Origin of the sequence: Streptomyces sp. NPDC050549, from assembly GCF_040655035.1 — a bacterium.
In the GTDB taxonomy this organism is placed as follows: domain Bacteria; phylum Actinomycetota; class Actinomycetes; order Streptomycetales; family Streptomycetaceae; genus Streptomyces.
Window position 1 is genome coordinate 1 of the sequence record NZ_JBFAJD010000045.1, and the last position, 17,693, is coordinate 17,693.

General features: G+C 69.2%; 14 protein-coding genes and 5 pseudogenes. 9 read left to right on the forward strand and 10 right to left on the reverse strand.

Annotated features, from left to right (window positions below; translation table 11 throughout):
* Positions 1–224 precede the first annotated feature (224 nt).
* From AB0I51_RS40625 to AB0I51_RS40635, 3 genes are all read left to right on the forward strand, one after another.
* Complete coding sequence (locus AB0I51_RS40625; protein ID WP_362983417.1) at positions 225–1,355, forward strand: MBL fold metallo-hydrolase; 1,131 nt, start codon at positions 225–227, stop codon at positions 1,353–1,355.
* Between the two features lie 174 nt (positions 1,356–1,529).
* Positions 1,530–2,891, forward strand: a complete 1,362-nt coding sequence (locus AB0I51_RS40630) for a glycine cleavage T C-terminal barrel domain-containing protein (protein WP_362983418.1) — start codon at positions 1,530–1,532, stop codon at positions 2,889–2,891.
* A 335-nt stretch (positions 2,892–3,226) separates the two neighbouring features.
* Positions 3,227–3,724: a pyridoxamine 5'-phosphate oxidase family protein gene (locus tag AB0I51_RS40635; RefSeq protein WP_362983419.1), complete on the forward strand. Its 498-nt coding sequence runs from the start codon at positions 3,227–3,229 to the stop codon at positions 3,722–3,724.
* Positions 3,725–3,732: 8 nt separating this feature from the next.
* Here the strand turns inward: AB0I51_RS40635 and AB0I51_RS40640 are convergent.
* From AB0I51_RS40640 to AB0I51_RS40655, 4 genes and pseudogenes are all read right to left on the reverse strand, one after another.
* Positions 3,733–3,831: pseudogene (locus AB0I51_RS40640) on the reverse strand (NADP oxidoreductase); the annotation flags it as partial.
* A gap of 232 nt (positions 3,832–4,063) precedes the next feature.
* Positions 4,064–5,052 (reverse strand): annotated as a pseudogene (locus AB0I51_RS40645) (glycoside hydrolase family 19 protein).
* On the reverse strand, positions 5,022–5,651 hold the full coding sequence (locus AB0I51_RS40650) for a cellulose binding domain-containing protein (RefSeq protein WP_362983420.1): 630 nt from the start codon (positions 5,649–5,651) through the stop codon (positions 5,022–5,024). Before AB0I51_RS40650 ends, AB0I51_RS40645 begins: the two are co-directional and overlap by 31 nt.
* A 436-nt stretch (positions 5,652–6,087) precedes the next feature.
* Positions 6,088–7,203: a serine hydrolase domain-containing protein gene (locus tag AB0I51_RS40655; protein WP_362983421.1), complete on the reverse strand. Its 1,116-nt coding sequence runs from the start codon at positions 7,201–7,203 to the stop codon at positions 6,088–6,090.
* Between the two features lie 238 nt (positions 7,204–7,441).
* Between AB0I51_RS40655 and AB0I51_RS40660 the strand changes: the two genes are divergently transcribed.
* Together AB0I51_RS40660 and AB0I51_RS40665 are read left to right on the forward strand one after the other, a co-directional pair.
* Positions 7,442–8,323 (forward strand): AraC family transcriptional regulator, encoded by an 882-nt coding sequence (locus AB0I51_RS40660; RefSeq protein ID WP_362983422.1) that lies wholly within the window; start codon positions 7,442–7,444, stop codon positions 8,321–8,323.
* Positions 8,324–8,582: 259 nt separating this feature from the next.
* On the forward strand, positions 8,583–9,818 hold the full coding sequence (locus AB0I51_RS40665) for an MFS transporter (protein ID WP_362983423.1): 1,236 nt from the start codon (positions 8,583–8,585) through the stop codon (positions 9,816–9,818).
* 443 nt (positions 9,819–10,261) lie between these two features.
* Here the strand turns inward: AB0I51_RS40665 and AB0I51_RS40670 are convergent, their stop codons facing one another.
* The 4 genes from AB0I51_RS40670 to AB0I51_RS40685 all read right to left on the reverse strand — a co-directional run bounded on the left by AB0I51_RS40670 (position 10,262) and on the right by AB0I51_RS40685 (position 12,533).
* Entirely contained in the window at positions 10,262–11,362 is a 1,101-nt protein-coding gene (locus AB0I51_RS40670) for a glutamate--cysteine ligase (protein WP_362983424.1), read from the reverse strand.
* Between the two features lie 245 nt (positions 11,363–11,607).
* Entirely contained in the window at positions 11,608–11,886 is a 279-nt protein-coding gene (locus AB0I51_RS40675) for a hypothetical protein (RefSeq protein ID WP_362983425.1), read from the reverse strand.
* 153 nt (positions 11,887–12,039) lie between these two features.
* Positions 12,040–12,351 (reverse strand): type II toxin-antitoxin system PemK/MazF family toxin, encoded by a 312-nt coding sequence (locus AB0I51_RS40680; RefSeq protein WP_317882693.1) that lies wholly within the window; start codon positions 12,349–12,351, stop codon positions 12,040–12,042.
* The gene (locus AB0I51_RS40685) at positions 12,348–12,533 is read right to left on the reverse strand and encodes a hypothetical protein (protein ID WP_362983426.1); all 186 of its coding nucleotides are present in this window, start codon (positions 12,531–12,533) and stop codon (positions 12,348–12,350) included. The genes AB0I51_RS40680 and AB0I51_RS40685 overlap by 4 nt, the downstream gene beginning before the upstream one ends.
* A 471-nt stretch (positions 12,534–13,004) precedes the next feature.
* On the opposite strand from AB0I51_RS40685, the gene AB0I51_RS40690 reads away from it, so the two are divergent.
* From AB0I51_RS40690 to AB0I51_RS40700, 3 genes and pseudogenes are all read left to right on the forward strand, one after another.
* Positions 13,005–15,032 carry a hypothetical protein gene (locus AB0I51_RS40690; protein WP_362983427.1) on the forward strand — a complete coding sequence of 676 codons (2,028 nt, stop codon included), beginning with the start codon at positions 13,005–13,007 and terminating at the stop codon, positions 15,030–15,032.
* Between the two features lie 275 nt (positions 15,033–15,307).
* A pseudogene (locus AB0I51_RS40695) lies at positions 15,308–15,461 on the forward strand (IS5/IS1182 family transposase); the annotation flags it as partial.
* A gap of 322 nt (positions 15,462–15,783) precedes the next feature.
* Positions 15,784–15,966 (forward strand): annotated as a pseudogene (locus AB0I51_RS40700) (IS110 family transposase); the annotation flags it as partial.
* 106 nt (positions 15,967–16,072) lie between these two features.
* Here AB0I51_RS40700 and AB0I51_RS40705 read toward each other — a convergent pair.
* Both AB0I51_RS40705 and AB0I51_RS40710 read right to left on the reverse strand, forming a co-directional pair.
* Positions 16,073–16,414, reverse strand: a pseudogene (locus tag AB0I51_RS40705) (DUF5959 family protein); the annotation flags it as partial.
* 516 nt (positions 16,415–16,930) lie between these two features.
* Positions 16,931–17,173 (reverse strand): hypothetical protein, encoded by a 243-nt coding sequence (locus tag AB0I51_RS40710; protein ID WP_362983428.1) that lies wholly within the window; start codon positions 17,171–17,173, stop codon positions 16,931–16,933.
* A gap of 58 nt (positions 17,174–17,231) precedes the next feature.
* Between AB0I51_RS40710 and AB0I51_RS40715 the strand changes: the two genes are divergently transcribed.
* Complete coding sequence (locus AB0I51_RS40715) at positions 17,232–17,693, forward strand: hypothetical protein (protein WP_362983429.1); 462 nt, start codon at positions 17,232–17,234, stop codon at positions 17,691–17,693.

Sequence of the window (17,693 nt, forward strand, 5' to 3'; positions counted from 1 at the left end):
ACCGGGCACCCAGCGCAAGATCACGGTCTTCCTGGACTTCCTCGCCCAGTGGTTCGCGGAGAACCCGATCCCCACGATCGGGAGTTGACGTCGGCGGGCACTTGCGCGGTACGAAATCTTAGGGTTCGCCGAGGGAACCCATACTTTGTACCGACTGATGGACAGCCGTACTCGATGTGGCCACTGTGGCAACGCGAATCGAGCCGCGAAGGAGCTGTCTCTTCATGTGTGGACCCCTGAGTGAACCCACGTCCCGCAGGACGATGCTGGGCGCGATGGCGGCATCAGCCGCTGCCGCTGTCGCCGTACCACTGCTCGGCGCCGAACCGGCCGCGGCGGCGGGGAGCACCGGATCCCTGCCCTCCGGAACGGGCCTGTCCGTGACACTGCTCGGCACCAACGGCGGGCCGCCGCCCCTGGCGAACCGCTACGGCATCTCGTCGGCGCTGACGGTGAACGGCAGAACGTATGTGATCGACTGCGGACGGGGAGCGGTGACGCAGTACCTGCGCGCCGGCCTGTCGATGCCCTCGCTGGCCGGGATCTTCCTGACCCACCTGCACGCCGACCACATCGTCGACTACTACTCCTTCCCGCTGCTGTCGGCGGGCGCCTCGGGCGCCCAGGGCTTCCAGAACCCGATCGAGGTCCACGGCCCCGGCCCCGCCGGGATTGCCTCATCCGTCGCCGGGGCTCCGGGGCCCGTGCCGGGCACCGTCGAGCTGACGAAGCTGGCGGGCAGGGCGTACGCGGCCTCGCCGACCTTCTTCATGGCCGAGCACGCGGGCATCGACCCGGCGACCCTGCTCGACGTCCACGACGTACTGCCGCCCTCCGGAGCCGGCGCCTCGGCGACGGACTCCGCCCCGGCCATGACCCCGTTCACCGTCATGGAGAACGACGACGTGAAGGTCACCGCCGTCCTGGTCCCGCACGGTGCGGTGTTTCCCGCCTACGCGTACCGCTTCGACACGGACCACGGCAGTGTCGTCTTCTCCGGCGACACGGCACCGACCCCGAACATCATCACGCTCGCGGCGCACGCGGACGTCCTGGTCCACGAGGCCCTGTACCCGGCCGGCCTGGCGAGTCTCGGCCTGCCTCAGGCGCTGATCGACCACATCACCTCGACCCACACGGACGTGGCGCAACTGGGCCGGATCGCCGCCGAGTCGGACGCGGGCGCGCTGGTGGCGACCCACCTCGGCCCGGGACAGCAGTCAGTGGTCTCCGATGCGACCTGGCGCCGCCTGCTCCGAGACAGCGCACGCAGGGCCGACTTCGGCGGATCGATGGTCCTGGGCACGGACCTGCTGCAGCTGCCGGTACGGCGGCGCGGGTCGCGGCGGTCCTGACCGGCCCGCCACCTCGCAGAGGTTCCGCATTGCTTGCGCCGCGCGACCGATCAACGGCGCGTCATGACTCTCGCCTCGCCCCGAACCTCCTGTTAGCGTCCTGCTTAATCGATCTAGCACCATGGTGGCGCTCCGGACGGCACCCTGGACGACGGCCACTCGACGGAGAGTGAAATGGACCTTGTCTCACAACATCGCAGCACCTACGAAGCGGTCCTCCGGCTGAACGACGCACCGTTCATCATCGAACGTCCGGCGATGTTCAGCCCGGCCGCCGCGGCCCAGGACGAGGGCAACACGCGGGGCACCTACGGCCGTTTCGCACAGCTCCTGCTCCCCGAGGAGTACACGGACTGGGTCGAGGAGAGCGCCGCCCATGTCGGCTCGTGCTACGTCGGCGACTGGACCTCCCTGCACAAGGTGAAGGTGCACGGTCCGCAGGCGCTCGCTTTCCTGAGCAGGTTGGGGATGCGGGACCTGTCCCGTTTCGAGACCGGACAGATCAAGCACCATGTGCAGCTCGACGAGAACGGCTGGATCGCCTCCGAGGGCGTGCTGTGCCGACTGGGGACCGAGGAGTTCGTCTACACCGCGGGCAGCTGCGACTGGCTGTTGTGGCAGCTGAGCCTGGGCAGTTGGGACGCCGCCGCCACCGACCTCAGCCCCGACGTGTTCATCTTCGGTGTCCAGGGCCCGGCGTCCCTGGCCGTGCTGGAGAAGCTGACGGGGGACGATCTCCGCGACATCGGCTTCAGCCGCAGCCGTATGTCGACGGTCGACGGGGTCCCGGTACGGGTCCTGCGCACCGGGATCTCCGGCGAACTCGGCTACGAGCTGCACGGGCCCACCGAACACGCCAATGAGATCTGGGCGGCGGTCGTGGCGGGCGGGCAGGACGTCGGAATACGTCAACTCGGCTTCCGGTCGCAGCCTGTTCAGCACATCGAGGCCGGGATCGCGACCAACGGGCTGGACTATCTGCCGGCGTCGATCCTGACGCCGGGCGCGCCGAGGCAGTTCCGCAGGGGCGCGCCGACCGGCAGTTTCGTCCCCACGTCCGGGGTGACCGACTACTTCCGCAAGCCGGGCGAGCTCGGCTGGGGATTCCGCAAGGGAGTCCCCGACCGCGACTTCACCGGTCGGGACGCACTCGTCAGGGACGCCGAAAACGGCGTACCCGCCCGCCAGTTGGTAGGTCTGCGATGGAACGAACAGGACGTCGCCGGCGTCCTCGGCTCGCTCCTGAGCGAGGCCGAACTGCCCGACCAGATGGAGATACCGCGCGGGCGAGGTCCCCACTTCGACCAGGTCCTGGTGTCGGGCGATCCGGTGGGCGTGGCCACGGGCCGGACGGTGAGCCCGACCCTGCGGGCGATGATCTCCCTCTGCGTGCTCGACCCCGCGCACGCGACCCCGGGCACGGAGGTCGTCGTTCTGTGGGGCCGCCCGGGCACCCCGCAGCGGGAGATCAGGGCGACGGTCGCGGCGCTGCCCTTCAAGCCGGACAACCGACGCACCGACGTCACCAAGCGGTGACGGGCCCCTCGCGACTCCTCGCCGACCGGTCGGGCAGCCTTCAGGCCGGAGGGAGTGCGCGAGTCCTCAGCCGACCGGCAGCGGCGCCGGCGCATGTCGCCTCCACAAGCGGACTGGCGGACGCCGGCACCGATCCCTGGTGAGTCTCCGTCGCGGGAGCGGATCCTCCGTGCGGCGCGGCGGAAAGGCCTGGTCCAGTAGCTTCTCGCCCGGTCGGGAGAGACAGTTGGCCGACCGGACGGGAGGCTGGGAGAACTCGGGGCCGGTGGATGTCGAGATTGCCCTGCCGGCTCCGTCCCTGGGGCAGATGGCGACGACTTCTCTGGAGGACGGCTGTGCGAGCGAGTGAGATCACCGAGATCCTGGACCGGCCGATCAGCCGGGAGCTGCTGGCACGTGACGTGGTCCGGCTGGCGTACGTGGCAAAGGACGGCACGCCCCGGAACGTCCCGATCGCGTTCACCTGGAACGGTTCGGAGATCGTCATGTGTACGACGAAGAACGCCCCCAAGCTCCCCGCTCTGCGGGAGAACCCGGTGGTCGCGCTGACGATCGACACCGAGGTGCATCCGCCCAAGATCCTGCTGATCCGTGGTCGGGCCGAGCTGGATGTCGTGGACGGCATCCCGGAGGAGTACCTCCAGATGAACGGCTCGTACGAGATGACACCCGAGCAGCGGGTCGAGTGGGAGGCCGAGGTCCGCTCGCTCTACGACGGCATGGTCCGGATCGTGGTGACACCGACATGGGTGAAGCTGATCGACTTCGAGACGACCCTGCCGAGCGCGGTCGAGGAGTTGGTCAAGCAGCGGGCCGAGCGCGAGCAGGTCTGATCATCGCGGGACTGGATCAGGTGCAGTACGAACAGGACTGCGGCCTCGACAGCCCGGGCGGTCTCGATGCCATCGAGGTCGGTGATCCACTTCTGGTACCGGCCGAGGAGCGAACGGACCGGTCCCACGTCGCGCCACGGCGGTCATCAGCGGGAGCGGGCAACACGTACTGGGCTGCCCCGCGACCCGGGCGCCGCCTACGGCGCCCCCAGTACAGCCGCCCGACTGTGGCCTGCGGCCAAGGTCTTCTCTCCCGTCACCTGTGACGGAGCAGGCGTTCTGCGGGGGCCGGTTCACGGATGAACCGGCCCCCGCGCCGGGCGTGTTCGGGGGCGAGGTTCAGCAGTAGAGGTTGCTGCCGGGGCCGACCCCGAGGATGGAGGTGAAGCGGTTGTAGGCGTCGACGCGGCTCTGCACCTGCGCGGGGTTGCGTCCGTCGCATTCCAGGGAGCCGTTGATGGAACGGATGGTCTGGCCGAAGCCGAAGCCGAAGCCGAAGCCGAAGCCGAAGCCGTCGCCGTTGACCATGGCGCTGTGCGGGGTCATCGTGCCCGGGCCGGACTGGGTGTTCCAGTACCACAGGCCGGTCTTCCAGGCGACGGCCGAGTCGTTCTGGACCAGCCAGGGGTTGTTGAGGAGGTCGATGCCCAACGCGTCGCCCGCGGCCTTGTAGTTGAAGTTCCGGGACAGCTGGATGGGGCCGCGGCCGTAGTAGGCGGCCTGTCCGGCCGGGCAGCCGTACGACTGGCTCCAGTCGCAGTACGTCGGGTAGTTGGCGGTGTTCTGCTCGACGACGTAGACCAGTCCGCCGGTCTCGTGGCTGACGTTGGCGAGGAAGGCGGCGGCCTCCTGCTTCTTGATCGTGTCGGACCCGGTGTTGGCGAAGCCGGGGTAGGCGGACAGGGCGGCGGTCAGGCCCTGGTACGTGTAGAAGCCGTTCCGGCTCGGGAACATCTGGTTGAACTGGGCCTCACTGACGACGAAGCCGGACGGGGTGGTGCCGCCGCTCGCGGGGGCGTTCCATTTCTGGTTGGCCCCGCCCGGCAGGTCCAGATCTTGAGCCGGGTGCCGTTGGCCGAGTTGTCGCCGGTGACGTCCAGGCACTTGTCGGCCTGCGGGTTGACGATGTTGTTGGCGGAGCTGACGGCCCACTTCTGGGCGGCGGTGCCGTTGCAGTCGTGGAGCTGGACCGGTGTGCCGTCGGCGGAGGCGGCTCCGGCGACGTCGAGGCACTTGCCGGCGAGGCCGGTGATCGCCCCGGTTGCCGCGGCCGCCGGTGCCGCGGTGAGGAGGCCGATCAGCAGGGCCAGCAGGGCCAGCAGGGCCAGGACGGGGGAGCTGCGTAAGGCGATGCGGAGGTGGTGCCGATGACGTCGCTGCCCTCGTAGACCCGGTAGCCGACCACGCCGACGTTGTCGGTCGAGGCGTTCCAGCCCAGCGCGACGCTGCCGGGACCGCTGGCCCGGACGGAGAGGCCGGAGGGGGTCGAGGGCGCGACGGTGTCGGCGGGGACGCCCGCGCATGGGCCGTTGTTGATCAGACAGGCGCTCGGCGCGACGACCGAGCCGCTGTAGCCGAAGTCCATGCCGACGACGGGCGCGGAGTCACCCGGGGCGAGCGGGGCTTCCCATGTGGGGGAGGTGATCGTGTACTGCGTCCCGCTGTGGGTGACCGTGCCGTTCCACGAACCGGTGACGGCCTCGGTGGTGGGCAGGGTGAAGGTGATGGTCCATGAGGTGACCGTGTGGGTGGAGTTGTTGGTGACCGTGTAGCCGCCCTCGAAGCCGGTGCCCCAGGTGGAGGTGATGCCGAAGGAGGCGACCAGACCTGTGTTGTCGGCCGCGTGGGCGGCTGGGGTGGTGAATGTGGCCATGCCGCCGACCATCAGGGCGGCGGTCAATGCGGCGCGCAGCGACGCACGTCTCATGCGGATGCTCCTCCGTGGGGCGAGGCCGCGCACGGCGTCGCGCCAGTACGCGGACTGCGGCGCCCTGCGTGCCCGTCGCACGGTGGAGAGGTGCGGGTGGGGAGGAGCCGTGCGACGTGATCAGGGCGGGGTGAGGCAGGGGAAGACCGTCGAACGGAGAGTCGTGAAGTTAATCGGAAACTTTCCTTACATCTGCCTGCGTGACGAAGCGTGGCCGGCCGCGTCGGCCGGCGTCAAGAGATCCGCGAAAGATTCGTCTAGACCAATTTCCGTCCCCGGGGTACGAGTTGGGGCCGGAGACGGTTCGAGGGCAGCGGAACCAAGGACGGCTCCGGCCCCGTCACCGCTCCTTCCGGATCCTGTCCACAGGGCTGCCCCAGGGGTGCCGACGTCGTCGGAGCGCGGGAGGGGGCGTCCGTGCCCCCTCCCGCGAACGTCACCGCAGTCCGCTGTAGGCGGCCATGATGATCTCCATGCCGCGGTTGTCCTCCTGCTGCTCCCGGTCGAGCATCTGGTTCATCACGTAGGCCACCGTCATGCGCGCATCGGGGTCGCTCGCGACCAGCGAGCCGCCCCATCCACCCCAACCGAACATATTGCCGAACTTGCCGAAGCCCGCAGTCCAGGACATCGGAGTCCGCAACACCCGGTCCTCACCGCGGAAGACCTCCTGCCACGCGGGCTCGCAGCCCTCGGGGGACAGCAGCCGGACGCCACCCGCGGAACCCCGGTTCGCCAGTACCGACTGGACGAGGGCGACGGACCGGGCGTTGCCGAAGCCGTTCACCGCGGGGATCTGCGCACGACGCCAGGCCACGGAGTTGGCATCCCTGACCCGGACCTCGACGCCGTCGTACTCCCGGCGTGTGCCGTCCGGTCCGGGCGGTGCGCTGGGAGCGTACGCGTCGGTCAGCGACGGCGGCGGGATGAGCGGGGCGACGCGGCGGTCGTCGGCGGCGGAGAGCCCGATGTGGAAGTCCGCGCCCAGCGGCTTGGCCACTTCCTCGGCGAAGAAGTCGCCGAGGAACTGCCCGGTGATGCGACGGACGATCTCACCGATCAGGAATCCGAAGGTGAGCGCGTGGTATCCGGCGGCGGTTCCCGGTTCCCACTCGGGGGCCTGCGCGGCCAGCCCTGCTGTCACGCTCTCCCAGTCGTAGAGGTCCTCGACCGCCGTCGGCCCGGACAGGTCCGGCAGCCCCGCGGTATGGGAGAGCACGTGGCGTACCAGCAGACGCTCCTTGCCCGCCGCTGCGAACTCGGGCCAGTAGGCGGCGACCGGCGCGGAGAGATCGAGCCGGCCCTGGTCGGCCAGGACGAGCGCGCACAAGGCCGTCATGTTCTTGGTCGTCGAGTTCACGCCCGTGAGGGTGTCGCGATTCCAGCCGACGGTGCGGTCCGCGTCCGCGTACCCGCCCCACATGTCGACCACCGGCTCGCCGTCGAGGTAGACGGCGACCGAGGCGCCCACATCGTCCTTGCCGAGGGAAGCCGCGAGGGCCGTCTCGACTGCGGCGAACCGCGGCTCGCACAGCCCCTTAATATCAGTCATGTGCGCCAGCCTCGGGCAACGCCGAGGCCACCCGCCCGACAATTCCCGTACGGCTTCCGTCGGGCAGGGTGCGGAGAAAACACCTACACCTGAAGACGGCCCGGTCGGCTGTATCGGCAGCCGGTCCCGCGAGCCCGGAACGGCGTGTGCGTCACGACAGCACACCCGACCGCGGGAGCTGTCGCAGCCGAAGAGCGCATTCCCACGGGGGAGACCCGAGGAAGAGGGACGGACACACGTGCTGGAGCGGCTGAATCAGGCACTGGACCACTTGGAGGCCTGCCTCGGCCGGGACGTCGACGTGGGCGAGGCCGCCCGGATCGCCGCGGTGTCGGAGTACCACTTCCGGCGGTTGTTCTCCGCCCTCGCCGGAATGCCGCTCCCGGTCTACGTACGGCGCCGGAGGATGACCCTTGCAGCGGCCGACGTGCTGGCCGGGCAAAGCACGCTGCTCGATGTCGCGGTGCGGTACGGCTACGGCTCGGGCGAGGCGTTCGCCCGGGCGTTCCGGTCGGTGCACGGCATCGGTCCGGGCGAGGCCCGGCGCAAGGGTGCACTGCTCACGGCACAGCCGCGGATGTCCTTCCGCGTCGTCGTCGAAGGCAGTACGACGATGCGGTACCGGATCGTGGAGAAGGAGGCGTTTCGGATCGTCGGCAGGAAGGCGCTGGTCCCTCTGGTGCACGAAGGGATCAACGCGGCCGCCGCAGCGCACCTGAAGACCCTGGACGAGCGGGCGATCGTACGGATGAAGGAGCTGGCCGACCGGGAACCCGAGGGGATCGTGTCGGCCGCGGTGTATCTGACCGACAGCCGGGAGGAAGGGGCCGAGGCGGACTACTGGATCGGCGTGGTCACCGGCCCGGAGTCGGTCGTCGAGGACTTCGACGCCCTCGACGTGCCGGCCGGGACCTGGGCGGTCTTCGACAACGACGGGCCCTATCCGAGCGCGCTCCAGGACCTGTGGCGGGACGTGTTCACGCAGTGGTTCCCCTCGAACCCGTACACGAGTCGGCCCGGTCCGGAACTCCTGCGGACGCAGCCGGTGGAGATCGGCGAGGAGACCCACTCCCAGCTGTGGATCCCGGTCGAGCGGAGCAACGGGAGCTCCGGCGCGTGACCACTGGTCCGCCGACCGGTGAGGATGCTCCGGCTCGTGAGGAGCGCCCTGCCCTTGACCTCGCGGCCGGATCTTGGAATGCGTGCGCGCATGCCGACGTTGTCGCGCCCGTAGACTTTCCCTGCTCTCAGGGGCGCATCGGGCAACGGTGGCCGACGCGACAGACTGCAGAAACAGGGCGAACGGGACGCATCACGGTCCTGCCCACTTCACCCGCATCCGCACGCAGACCGCCGCCCGCGAAAGGTACTCGCGCTCCATGCCACTGGCCCTGCTGGCCCTTGCCCTCGTCGCCTTCGGAATCGGTACGACCGAGTTCGCCACGATGGGACTGCTGCCCCAGATCGCCGACGGAGTCGGCGTGTCCGTGCCGCATGCGGGCAATCTCGTCTCCGCCTACGCGCTCGGTGTCGTCGTCGGGGCGCCCGTCCTGACCGGCATCGGCGCGCGCATCGCCCACAAACGGCTCCTGCTCCTGCTGTGCGCACTGTTCGTGACCGGCAACGTCGCCTCCGCTCTCGCTCCGAACTTCGGTCTGCTGTTCGCCGCACGGTTCCTGGCGGGCCTGCCGCACGGAGCACTGTTCGGCGTGGGCGCCGTGGTGGCCTCGCGGCTGGTCGCCCCCGAACGCGCCGGGCGGGCCGTGTCGAGGATGTTCCTCGGACTCACCGTCGCCAACATCGTCGGCGTTCCGGCCGGCACCGCCCTCGGGCAGCACCTCGGCTGGCGGTACGCCTACTGTGCCGTCGCCGTCATCGGCCTTGTCGCACTGGCCGCGCTGGCCGCCTTCGTCCCCCATCAGCCCCGCGGCAACCAGTCCGGCATCCGGCACGAACTGCGGGCGATGGGCAACCGGCAGGTCGCCCTCGGCCTGGCCACCGCCGTCGTCGGATTCGGCGGCTTCTTCGCCGTGTACAGCTACCTGGTGCCGATCCTGACCCACGTGACCGGCCTCTCCGACTCCTCCACCACCTGGGTCCTCGCGCTCTACGGCATCGGAATGACGCTGGGCACACTGATCGCGGGCCCGCTCACCGACAAGGCCCTGCGCCCGACGCTGTACGGGGGCCTCTTCCTGCTCGGCTCGACGCTCGTGGCGTTCTACTTCGCCGCGCACAGCACCGTCCCCGCCCTGGTGACCCTCGTGTTCATGGGCGCGATGGGCGCTCTGGTCACCACCCCTGTGCAGATGCTGCTCATGGCCAAGGCGAAGAACGCTCCGACGATGGCCGCGGCCTCCAACCACTCCGCCTTCAACCTGGCCAACGCCGGCGGAGCCTGGCTCGGCGGACTGGCCATCTCCGCCGGCTGGGGCTGGGCCTCACCGGCTCTGGTCGGCGCGACGCTCGCCGCAGCCGGCCTCGGCCTCGCCCTCCTCGCAGGCTTCACGGACCGCGAAACCGGCGGCTCCACACTGATCACCGCCTCACCGGCCCAGACCCCGGCAGAGCCTGTGCCGACGACGTCTCGGACGCGGACCAGTGGCGACACCTGAAAGATGTCCCCTTCACAGGCCCGGTTCGTCGAACCGGGCCTGTGGCAAGTGATCGGCGTCGAGGTCTTGGCGGAGATCCACGGGCTTCACAGGCCCGGGCGGAGGCTGGAGGCGGCGGGGCAGGCAGACGGGTGGTGACACCGGTCCTGGCACCGGAGGCTTAGAACACCGTTCCAGCCGGTTGATGGACGCCGTGCGCGGGCCCCTCGTACGGCGTCCATCAACCGCATGCCGGAGCCCCCGGCGGCTGTCGGCCCACCACGCCGACAGCCACGTACCGCCCGTTCTCGTTCGACCTGTCCTGCTAGAAGGGGACTTGAGCCCCGCCACGACATCGCTCACCACATCGCAGCCCGACGGCACATCGGGCCGGGCAACGCCTGAGAGGGCGCCGTGATGGCCCGCGGCGATCACTGCCTTTCGGTGCCCACTGCGGCGTCAGGTCACACGGGTTGGGGCGCGATCAGATCCAGAAGCGCCGCCGTGCCGCCTTCGGCGAGCGCGGCACGCTGCCTTGCGGCTCCCGTGCCCTGATCGAGCAGCCGCTGGACACCGGCGTTCACCCGGTCGACGTCCCCGAGTTCCTTGAGCGCGGGTGTGAGGCGATCGAGCAGGGCGCCCACCACCGCAGCTGCCGGGGAGGAGGTGGCGGTACGGGGGTCGACCAGATCCGCGCTCAGGCCGTGGCGCGCCGCGTGCCATCCGGCGGCCTGCAGGATCTCGGCCGAGGGATCCAGGGCGAGCAGATCGCGACGGCCCTCGCTCAGCGCGGTCACCACCAGCGCGCGGGTGAGCCCGGCGAGGGTGACGGCACTGTCGACGTCCAACTGGACATCGGGTGCGCGTACCTCCAGTGTCGGGTAGTCGTCGGAGAGCCGGGCGTGCCAGTACAGCTGGCCCCGGTCGGGAATGACGCCGGTGGCGAGCAGAGCGGCCACCTGCTCCTCGTAGTGCGCGGCGCCGGTGAAGAACGGCGGCGGGCCGCTGATCGGCCAGCGGCCGAAAACCACGGTGCGCCAGCTCGCGAAACCGGTGTCCCGCCCTTCCCAGAACGGGGAGTTGGCGCCCATGGCCACCAGCACCGGCAGCCAGGGTCTCAGCCGGCCCAGCGCGGCGGCACCGGCCTGACGGTCGGGCACGGCGACATGGACGTGCATGCCGCAGATCAGCTGCTCGTCGACCAGCCGCGCGGCCTCGGCCCGCATGGTCCGGTAGCGCTGCAGCGCGGTGACAGGCACGGTCGACGCACCGGCCAGCGGCGCGCCGCCGGTCGCCGCGAGCCGGCAGTCTGCGCTGCGAGCGGCGCCACCCACCGCGCGCCGGAACCGGGTGAGGTGCGCGGTGACCTCCGCAAGGTCGGAACACACCGGCGTGGCGACCTCCACCTGCGCCTGGAGCAGTTCGGTGTCGATGTCCTCCCGCCGCACCCCGGGCTCGCGTCCCGCCGCGGCACGGACCTCGCCGATGCGCGGCGAAGGCAGCCCCGTCTCGCGATCGAGCAGCAGGAACTCTTCCTCGACGCCGAGCGTCACACCTGTCGTCATAGTGGTGGGGTGCCCCCGATCTGCGCCTTTACGACAGAATAGTGTTTCTGGCGACCCGGGCTTCTTCTACGGCGGTCAGGCGCAGCCCAGGTCTGTCACAGGACGCGGGGTGTGAGTCACGGCGCCGTATCCGTCGGGCGCCGGGACACGTATGTCGATCCAACTCCGCAAGCCGGTGGCAGCGCGGTGCAGAGGAGATCACCGGTCGGCCGCTGTGGCACAGCCTCGTCCGCTTGAGTCCGCCGTCACATGACGACAGACCACGACGGGGCCACCCGGTGCGATCCGGCCGGGGGAGGGGAGGCCGGCGTGCCGGTTCGTCGGCCGAGACGGCGTCCGAGTTGATCGTTCAGGGCCTTGCGGTCGATCTTCACGGCCGGCATGAAGTAGTCGGTGCTTGCCCGGTCCTGAGCCGTGTCGCCGTGCAGCTGGAAGACGACTCCGCAGCGGTCAAGGCCCGGGCCGAACATGTCGCCCGCACGGCCGGCTTCGCGGAGCCTGCCGCTGTCGCCGCATATCGACATTTCCGTAGTAGAGGGCGTCGTACATCGCGCCTTGCCCCTGTGACGTCCGGTGTCGGCCCCGATGCCTCGCTGGATGCCGTCACGGCGGCTTCGCCCTCCAGGCGCGGGGAGTGGCTCGGCGGTGATCATTCGTGAGGCCGGTTGAAAGGCTGGCTAGAGGTCGAGGACCGCGCGGAGTGCGTTGTCGATGAGCTCCTGCTGCTCGGGGCCGATGTTCCCGTGCGGTGTGCCGGTCTCGAATCGGAGTGTCGAGAGCTGGAGGAGATTGACAGCGACGACGGAGGCGTCGACCGGGGTGGTCAGATGCACGCTCATTGCGGTGTCGGGGTGCTGCGCCGGTGCATGCAGGACCAGGACGACGACAGCGCCGTAGGCATCGGCAAGTCCGTCGAGGCTGACGACGAGAACAGTGCGGGTTCCCTTGCCGGTGTCGACGTCCCAGACGTCGCCCTTGCGGATGATCACAGGGTGTCGCCTTCGCCTGCCAGATCGAGGGGGGGCATGGAGGTGAGTTTGCGTGCCGCGTCGAGTGTCATCTGACGTCGCACAGCGCGCACGATGTAGTCGTTCAGGGACGATGCGCCGGCGGCAGCGTCGCGCAGTTGCTTGTCCATGGAGTCGGGAATCCGCAGAGTGATTGCAGTCATGACACCAACAATAGTGTCAAGACTGCCGTCATCACAGGCCGCGCGACGTTTTGGCGTAGGTGACATTGATGCTGTGGCATCCGTTGAACTCGGCTTCTGACGGACTGGATTCGTCCTGCTTGACGCCAGGGGAGAGCTCTCGACGGTGTCGTTTCCCCCGAGGGCCCCGATGTACCCCTACCCCGCCTGATGCCTGCGAGCCCGGGAGTGGCACGGGACATCGGGAATGGTTGCTTCATCATGTCCCGGACCCGGGCGGTGGCCGAGACGGTGGGTGCCGGTGCTGATGCTGACGGCCAAGTACGGCGACTACGACCCGGCCGCAGGACTGGACACGCGAGCGCACCACTACCCGTCAAAAGTGAACGACCAATAGCCATCAGGTGTACAACCCTTCACTCCTTCCTCGCGTCGAACTGGCGTGCAACGGCGTCGCCGTTGCGGGAAGTCCTGTGGGGGGATCCCTTGTCCATGATGGTCCGTTGGTTGTGTGCTGCCCTGCGCGTGCGGGCGAAGGCCGACCTTCTGCTGGTGTTTCTGTTCGCCGCCGGCTTCGCCGCGCTGCCCGTCTTCGCACTGCTGCCGTCCCTGTGGGGCTTCGCCGTCGCGTCCGCCGTGAGCTACCTCGTGGACGAGGCCTTGCATGTCCGGGCACCCCAGTTCGTCCGCCGGCTCGCGGCGCTGCAACTCGACCGCACCCTGCGGTTCGCCTTCAGAACGCTGATGCTGCTCGCCCTGGCCGACCGGATGGAGGCCCCGGACCGAGTGCTGGTTGCCGGGCTCGCCGTCTTCGGCGCCCACTTCGCGCTGGTGATGCTGTACTCGGCGGTGCATCACGCGATCAGCCGTCGGCGCGTGCTGCCGGTGGCCGTGCGCAACCTCGACATGAGCGGGTCCGGCATCGAGAAGCCCCCGCCCGCCTATCTCTACCGGCGTTTTCTGCGCAAGCTGCTGCATCTGGACCTGCCCGCCCACGCGGGGCTGCTGGTGGCGCTCGCGGCCGGGACCTGGTACCCGGCGCTCATCGGCTACGCGGTGACGGCCGTGTCTGCGGTGACGGCCGTATCGGTGCTGCTGATGGCGTACCGCCGGGCCCGCCGGATGCCGGCGAAGGGTGAGGTGATCGCCGAGGTCAACCGGCAACTGGCGGGCTACCGGCCCGAGGTGGCCCTGTACTTCAGCTTCGCGGCGGTGTCCCGGGACTTCATGTACCAGGTCAACATGTGGATCGAGACGCTGGAGCAGCTCGATCGACGACCGCTGATCATCCTGCGGGAGCAGGCCTCGTTCCGATACCTCAGCCGAACCTGGATCCCGGTCCTGTGCGTGCCCAAGGCCGACGACCTGGCCGAGCTGGAACTGCCGGACGTCCGGGTCGTCCTGTACCCGGGCAACGCCGGCAAGAACGTGCACATGCTGCGCGTCGCCGAGGCCAAGCACGTCTTCATCGGCCACGGCGACAGCGACAAGCTCGCCAGCAGCAACCGTGTCAGCAAGGTGTACGACGAGATCTGGGTGGCCGGACGGGCCGGGCGAGACCGTTACCAGCGGGTGCGACACGCCATCAGCGACGAGGCGATCGTCGAGGTGGGGCGCCCGCAACTGTCGTCGATACGACCACACGCCGACCACACGCCGGGCCCACTGCCGGTCGTGCTGTACGCCCCCACCTGGGAAGGCTGGAGTGACGACGACTGCCACACGTCCCTCATCCCGATGGGTGTGCGCCTCGTCGAGAAGCTCCTCGCGCAGGACGTACGGGTCATCTACAAGCCGCACCCGCTCACAGGCCGCCGCTCTCCCGAAGCGGCTGCCGCGGACCGGGCCGTCCGTGCGCTGCTGAGCAACGACAACGAGAGACGCGAATCCACGCAGGCGCAGGCCGCACTCGCCTTCGGACCGAGACTGCGCGAAGTCCGGGCCCGGATCGACGAGCTGGCCGGACGGCACAGTGGCGACTACACGCAGCAGACCCGCGACTCACGGGTCCCCGACCGCGGCGACACGGCCGAGTGGCACGCCCTGCACAGCGAGTGGCACCGGCTCTTCTGGGAGAGCCACGGACCGGTCCGGCATCAGGTGATCCTCGGACAACTGCCCACGCTGTACGAATGCTTCAACCAGGCGGACATGCTCATCAGCGACGTCTCCTCCGTGGTCGCCGACTTCGTCGCCAGCCTCAAGCCCTATGTCCTGACGAACGCGCACGACCTGCCCGACGACGACTTCCGCGCCGCCTACACCACCGCGGGCGGCGCCTACCTCCTCGACCGCGACTGCGCCCGACTGCCGGAGATCCTTCGCTCGGTCCGCGAGCCGCGCCACGATCCGATGGCACCGCACCGCCACGAGTTCAAGGAGTATGTCCTGGGCACAGACCGCCCCAGCTCCATGGAGCGCTTCAACACAGCCGTCAACGCTCTGGCCGAGAGGGCCGCGGCGGAGCGGGGCGAATTCCGGACGGACCGAGATCGTCCCGCCGTCAGGGAGTCTGCGTAGTCGCATGACGTCCGGTCCGTGATGCGGGTGGTGCCGGAACTGTGGGGATCGGCGCCGTCGGGCTGACCGGCTGATTCCACGAGGCGTTTGACCACCGCGTGTTCGTCGGCCGTGCGGTTGGGCTGATGCAGTGTCAGCGTCACGTCGCCGTCCGCGAGTCGAACGATCAGTCCGTGACCGGGTCCACGGGCCCTGGCCCTGACCCCAGAGCGACTCCTGCTGCTGGGGCCAGGGCCCGTTGATCTCAGCGGAGCCTTCGGCGGGTCCGGGGTCTCGGCGTGAAACCGGTGATCGCCCGGCGCGGCACCGAGCACGGTTCCGGCCTGGGGCACCCAACGCTGTTTCCTGGAAGGCGTGTTCGCCCGCCTGTACTGGTTCCGCCGCCTGCGGTTCCGCTGGGAGATACGTGACGACATCCACGAGGCCTAGTTCGTTCTCGGCGGCCATACAGAGCGGTTGTCGCTCCGGGGGGCTGTTCGAGTACGGGACTGCGACGCCTCCGGCGAACCGGGTTTCATTGAGACCTCCGCATAGAGCGGCGTGCAGTCCCCGTGCTCGTGGTGGTGGTCGCGTGGGCGCCGGACGGATTCCTACACGAAGCCTGGCTTGAGAAGCCTTGAGCGAAGGGCGAAGCGCTCGTGCCTGCGTGACCGCCGCCACCCCAGGCCGTGCTTGCTCGTTGACGTTGGTGGTGCGAGCCCGCTGCATGGTGACCTCTCGATATGCCCGAGCTGCGAGCTCCCGTCGAGACCGAGGCTCGCCCGGAGCCATGGCTCACTACCGTCGCCGCCGCGACGAGCATGGGGACTGGCACGCTGCCGCCCAGCGCATCCTCTTGAACCGCATGCTCGGACAGATGTTCTATTGCCTCCGGCGACGCGAACTGTTCGATGAGAACACCGCATTCCCAGCCCAACTCGCCGCCGCGGCTTGACACTTATCCGTGTGAGGGGTCTTCCTCACGCTCGGCTGCGTGCTCATCTGCCGGAGGCGCCTCATCGCCTGTGAGGTCCTCACCCGCAGCTGAGAGCCTCCCGTCCTCAACTATGCCCGAAGGGCCACGCGGCGCGGATCTGGGCGAGTCGCAGACGCTGGGCATCGACCCAGCCGGCGGGCAGGCGCACCAATACGCAAACCGAGGTGAGGGACACCGCCGTGTCCCTCACCACCACCTCGATCGCGTTGAGGACCTCGCCGTGCGAGATGTTCGGCCCCTCCGGCGTGATCCGGATCTCCGGGTTTCGACCGTCATCCATCCAGCGAATCGGCTGGCCCTCGGCGAGCAGTTCGAGCGCCTCTGCCCAATCGTCCAGGTTTTCGGGCAGCAGGCACACCTCTGTGAGGTGGCCCTTCGCGAACTCGCTGGACACCACGATGTCGACGTCAAGGCAGCCGTCTCACGGGAGCACTCCGGTTGTTGGCCCCGCCACCCGGACGATCACGCTGTTCTCTCCGTCAGCAAGGTGGATGAGGTCCACCGGACCGCGCTCGGTCATGTCATATCCCCTGGGCCGTCTGCATGTGCCGACTCATCATGCACACGTCCTCGGCAGAGCGGTCTCAGGGGAGAACGGGCACTGATCATTCTGTTCGGAGTTCTTAGCGCGGGGCTGTCCACGGGCTCGTCCCCTCGATCCATGCAGCGACTATCGCCTGGTGGTAACGCTGTCTGCCACTGTCCTTCCCCCCATGCCGCCCGCCGGCGACCGGTTGGGCCAGCCGCGCATCCGATCGATCACCCCGCCGCTTGATCGACGTCGTGTCCCGATCGTGGTAGTCGTTCGGTCTGCGATCCGGCTGAGGTTGGGCATGCCGCGAGATTGGCGGCGAGAGTCTGCGCGAGGACGAGGTGGTGGTCATACAGCGATGCCCACAGCCGTTTCGCCTCGGTGTCCGGGTCAACCGTCGGTGGACAGCCAGTCGGCCTCCCGGGCGTAGACGCGGATCCCCGCGCGCCGTTCCTTCCAGTGGCCGGTGTCGATCCCGGCCTGGATGACCACGCCCAGGACCCGGGTGTCGCTGAGGAAGTCCGGGGACTGCTGCCAGTGGGCGAGGTCTTCGGCGGCGGCCGGGGCGCGGTCGCCGAGGGGGGCGACGGCGCACAGCGCGCTGTTGCGGACATCACGCCCCTTGTTCAGCAACCATTCATGTCACGACATGCATCATTCAGGCAGACCGACGATCCCACGGGAGGCAGCCATGGTCCCGCGCAGATCAGCGCTGCGCGCGTCGCTCGCCGCCTGTCTGCTGGCCTGTGTCGCCGGGTGCGGCACGCCCTACGGCGGGGCGCGTGTGGAGGGCCCGGCGCCCACCCGCGTTCCCTGGACCGGGCCGGTGTACGTCCTGAACTGGGAGTCCGAGCCCAACGAGCGGCCCGATCTGATGGACCTGACCAAGTACACGATGCTGGACTGGATGCGGTGGCACGGCTGGGGCTCGCCCCGGGCCACCGCGACCGGCTACGTCATGGACTACGCCTGCGTCTCCGGCTGCCCCCACGAGGATCCACCGAGCTACCGGATCCGGATCGTGCTCAGCGGGCTGGTGAAGCGCCAGTACGCGGCCTACTACAGTCACGCGGCCGTCACCCCCGTGCACCGGCCGGCGCCAGACTGGGCGGAGGACGTGAGCAGCGTGCCCCTGCGTGTGCCCAAGCCATGA

Bases quoted from the DNA above. Each gene is read 5' to 3' on its own strand.
- AB0I51_RS40655 (WP_362983421.1), bottom strand. From the start codon at position 7,203: ATGACTGATATTAAGGGGCTGTGCGAGCCGCGGTTCGCCGCAGTCGAG.
- AB0I51_RS40675 (WP_362983425.1), bottom strand. From the start codon at position 11,886: ATGTCGATATGCGGCGACAGCGGCAGGCTCCGCGAAGCCGGCCGTGCG.
- AB0I51_RS40650 (WP_362983420.1), bottom strand. From the start codon at position 5,651: ATGAGACGTGCGTCGCTGCGCGCCGCATTGACCGCCGCCCTGATGGTC.
- AB0I51_RS40630 (WP_362983418.1), top strand. From the start codon at position 1,530: ATGGACCTTGTCTCACAACATCGCAGCACCTACGAAGCGGTCCTCCGG.
- AB0I51_RS40690 (WP_362983427.1), top strand. From the start codon at position 13,005: ATGATGGTCCGTTGGTTGTGTGCTGCCCTGCGCGTGCGGGCGAAGGCC.
- AB0I51_RS40625 (WP_362983417.1), top strand. From the start codon at position 225: ATGTGTGGACCCCTGAGTGAACCCACGTCCCGCAGGACGATGCTGGGC.
- AB0I51_RS40715 (WP_362983429.1), top strand. From the start codon at position 17,232: ATGGTCCCGCGCAGATCAGCGCTGCGCGCGTCGCTCGCCGCCTGTCTG.
- AB0I51_RS40670 (WP_362983424.1), bottom strand. From the start codon at position 11,362: ATGACGACAGGTGTGACGCTCGGCGTCGAGGAAGAGTTCCTGCTGCTC.
- AB0I51_RS40665 (WP_362983423.1), top strand. From the start codon at position 8,583: ATGCCACTGGCCCTGCTGGCCCTTGCCCTCGTCGCCTTCGGAATCGGT.
- AB0I51_RS40685 (WP_362983426.1), bottom strand. From the start codon at position 12,533: ATGACTGCAATCACTCTGCGGATTCCCGACTCCATGGACAAGCAACTG.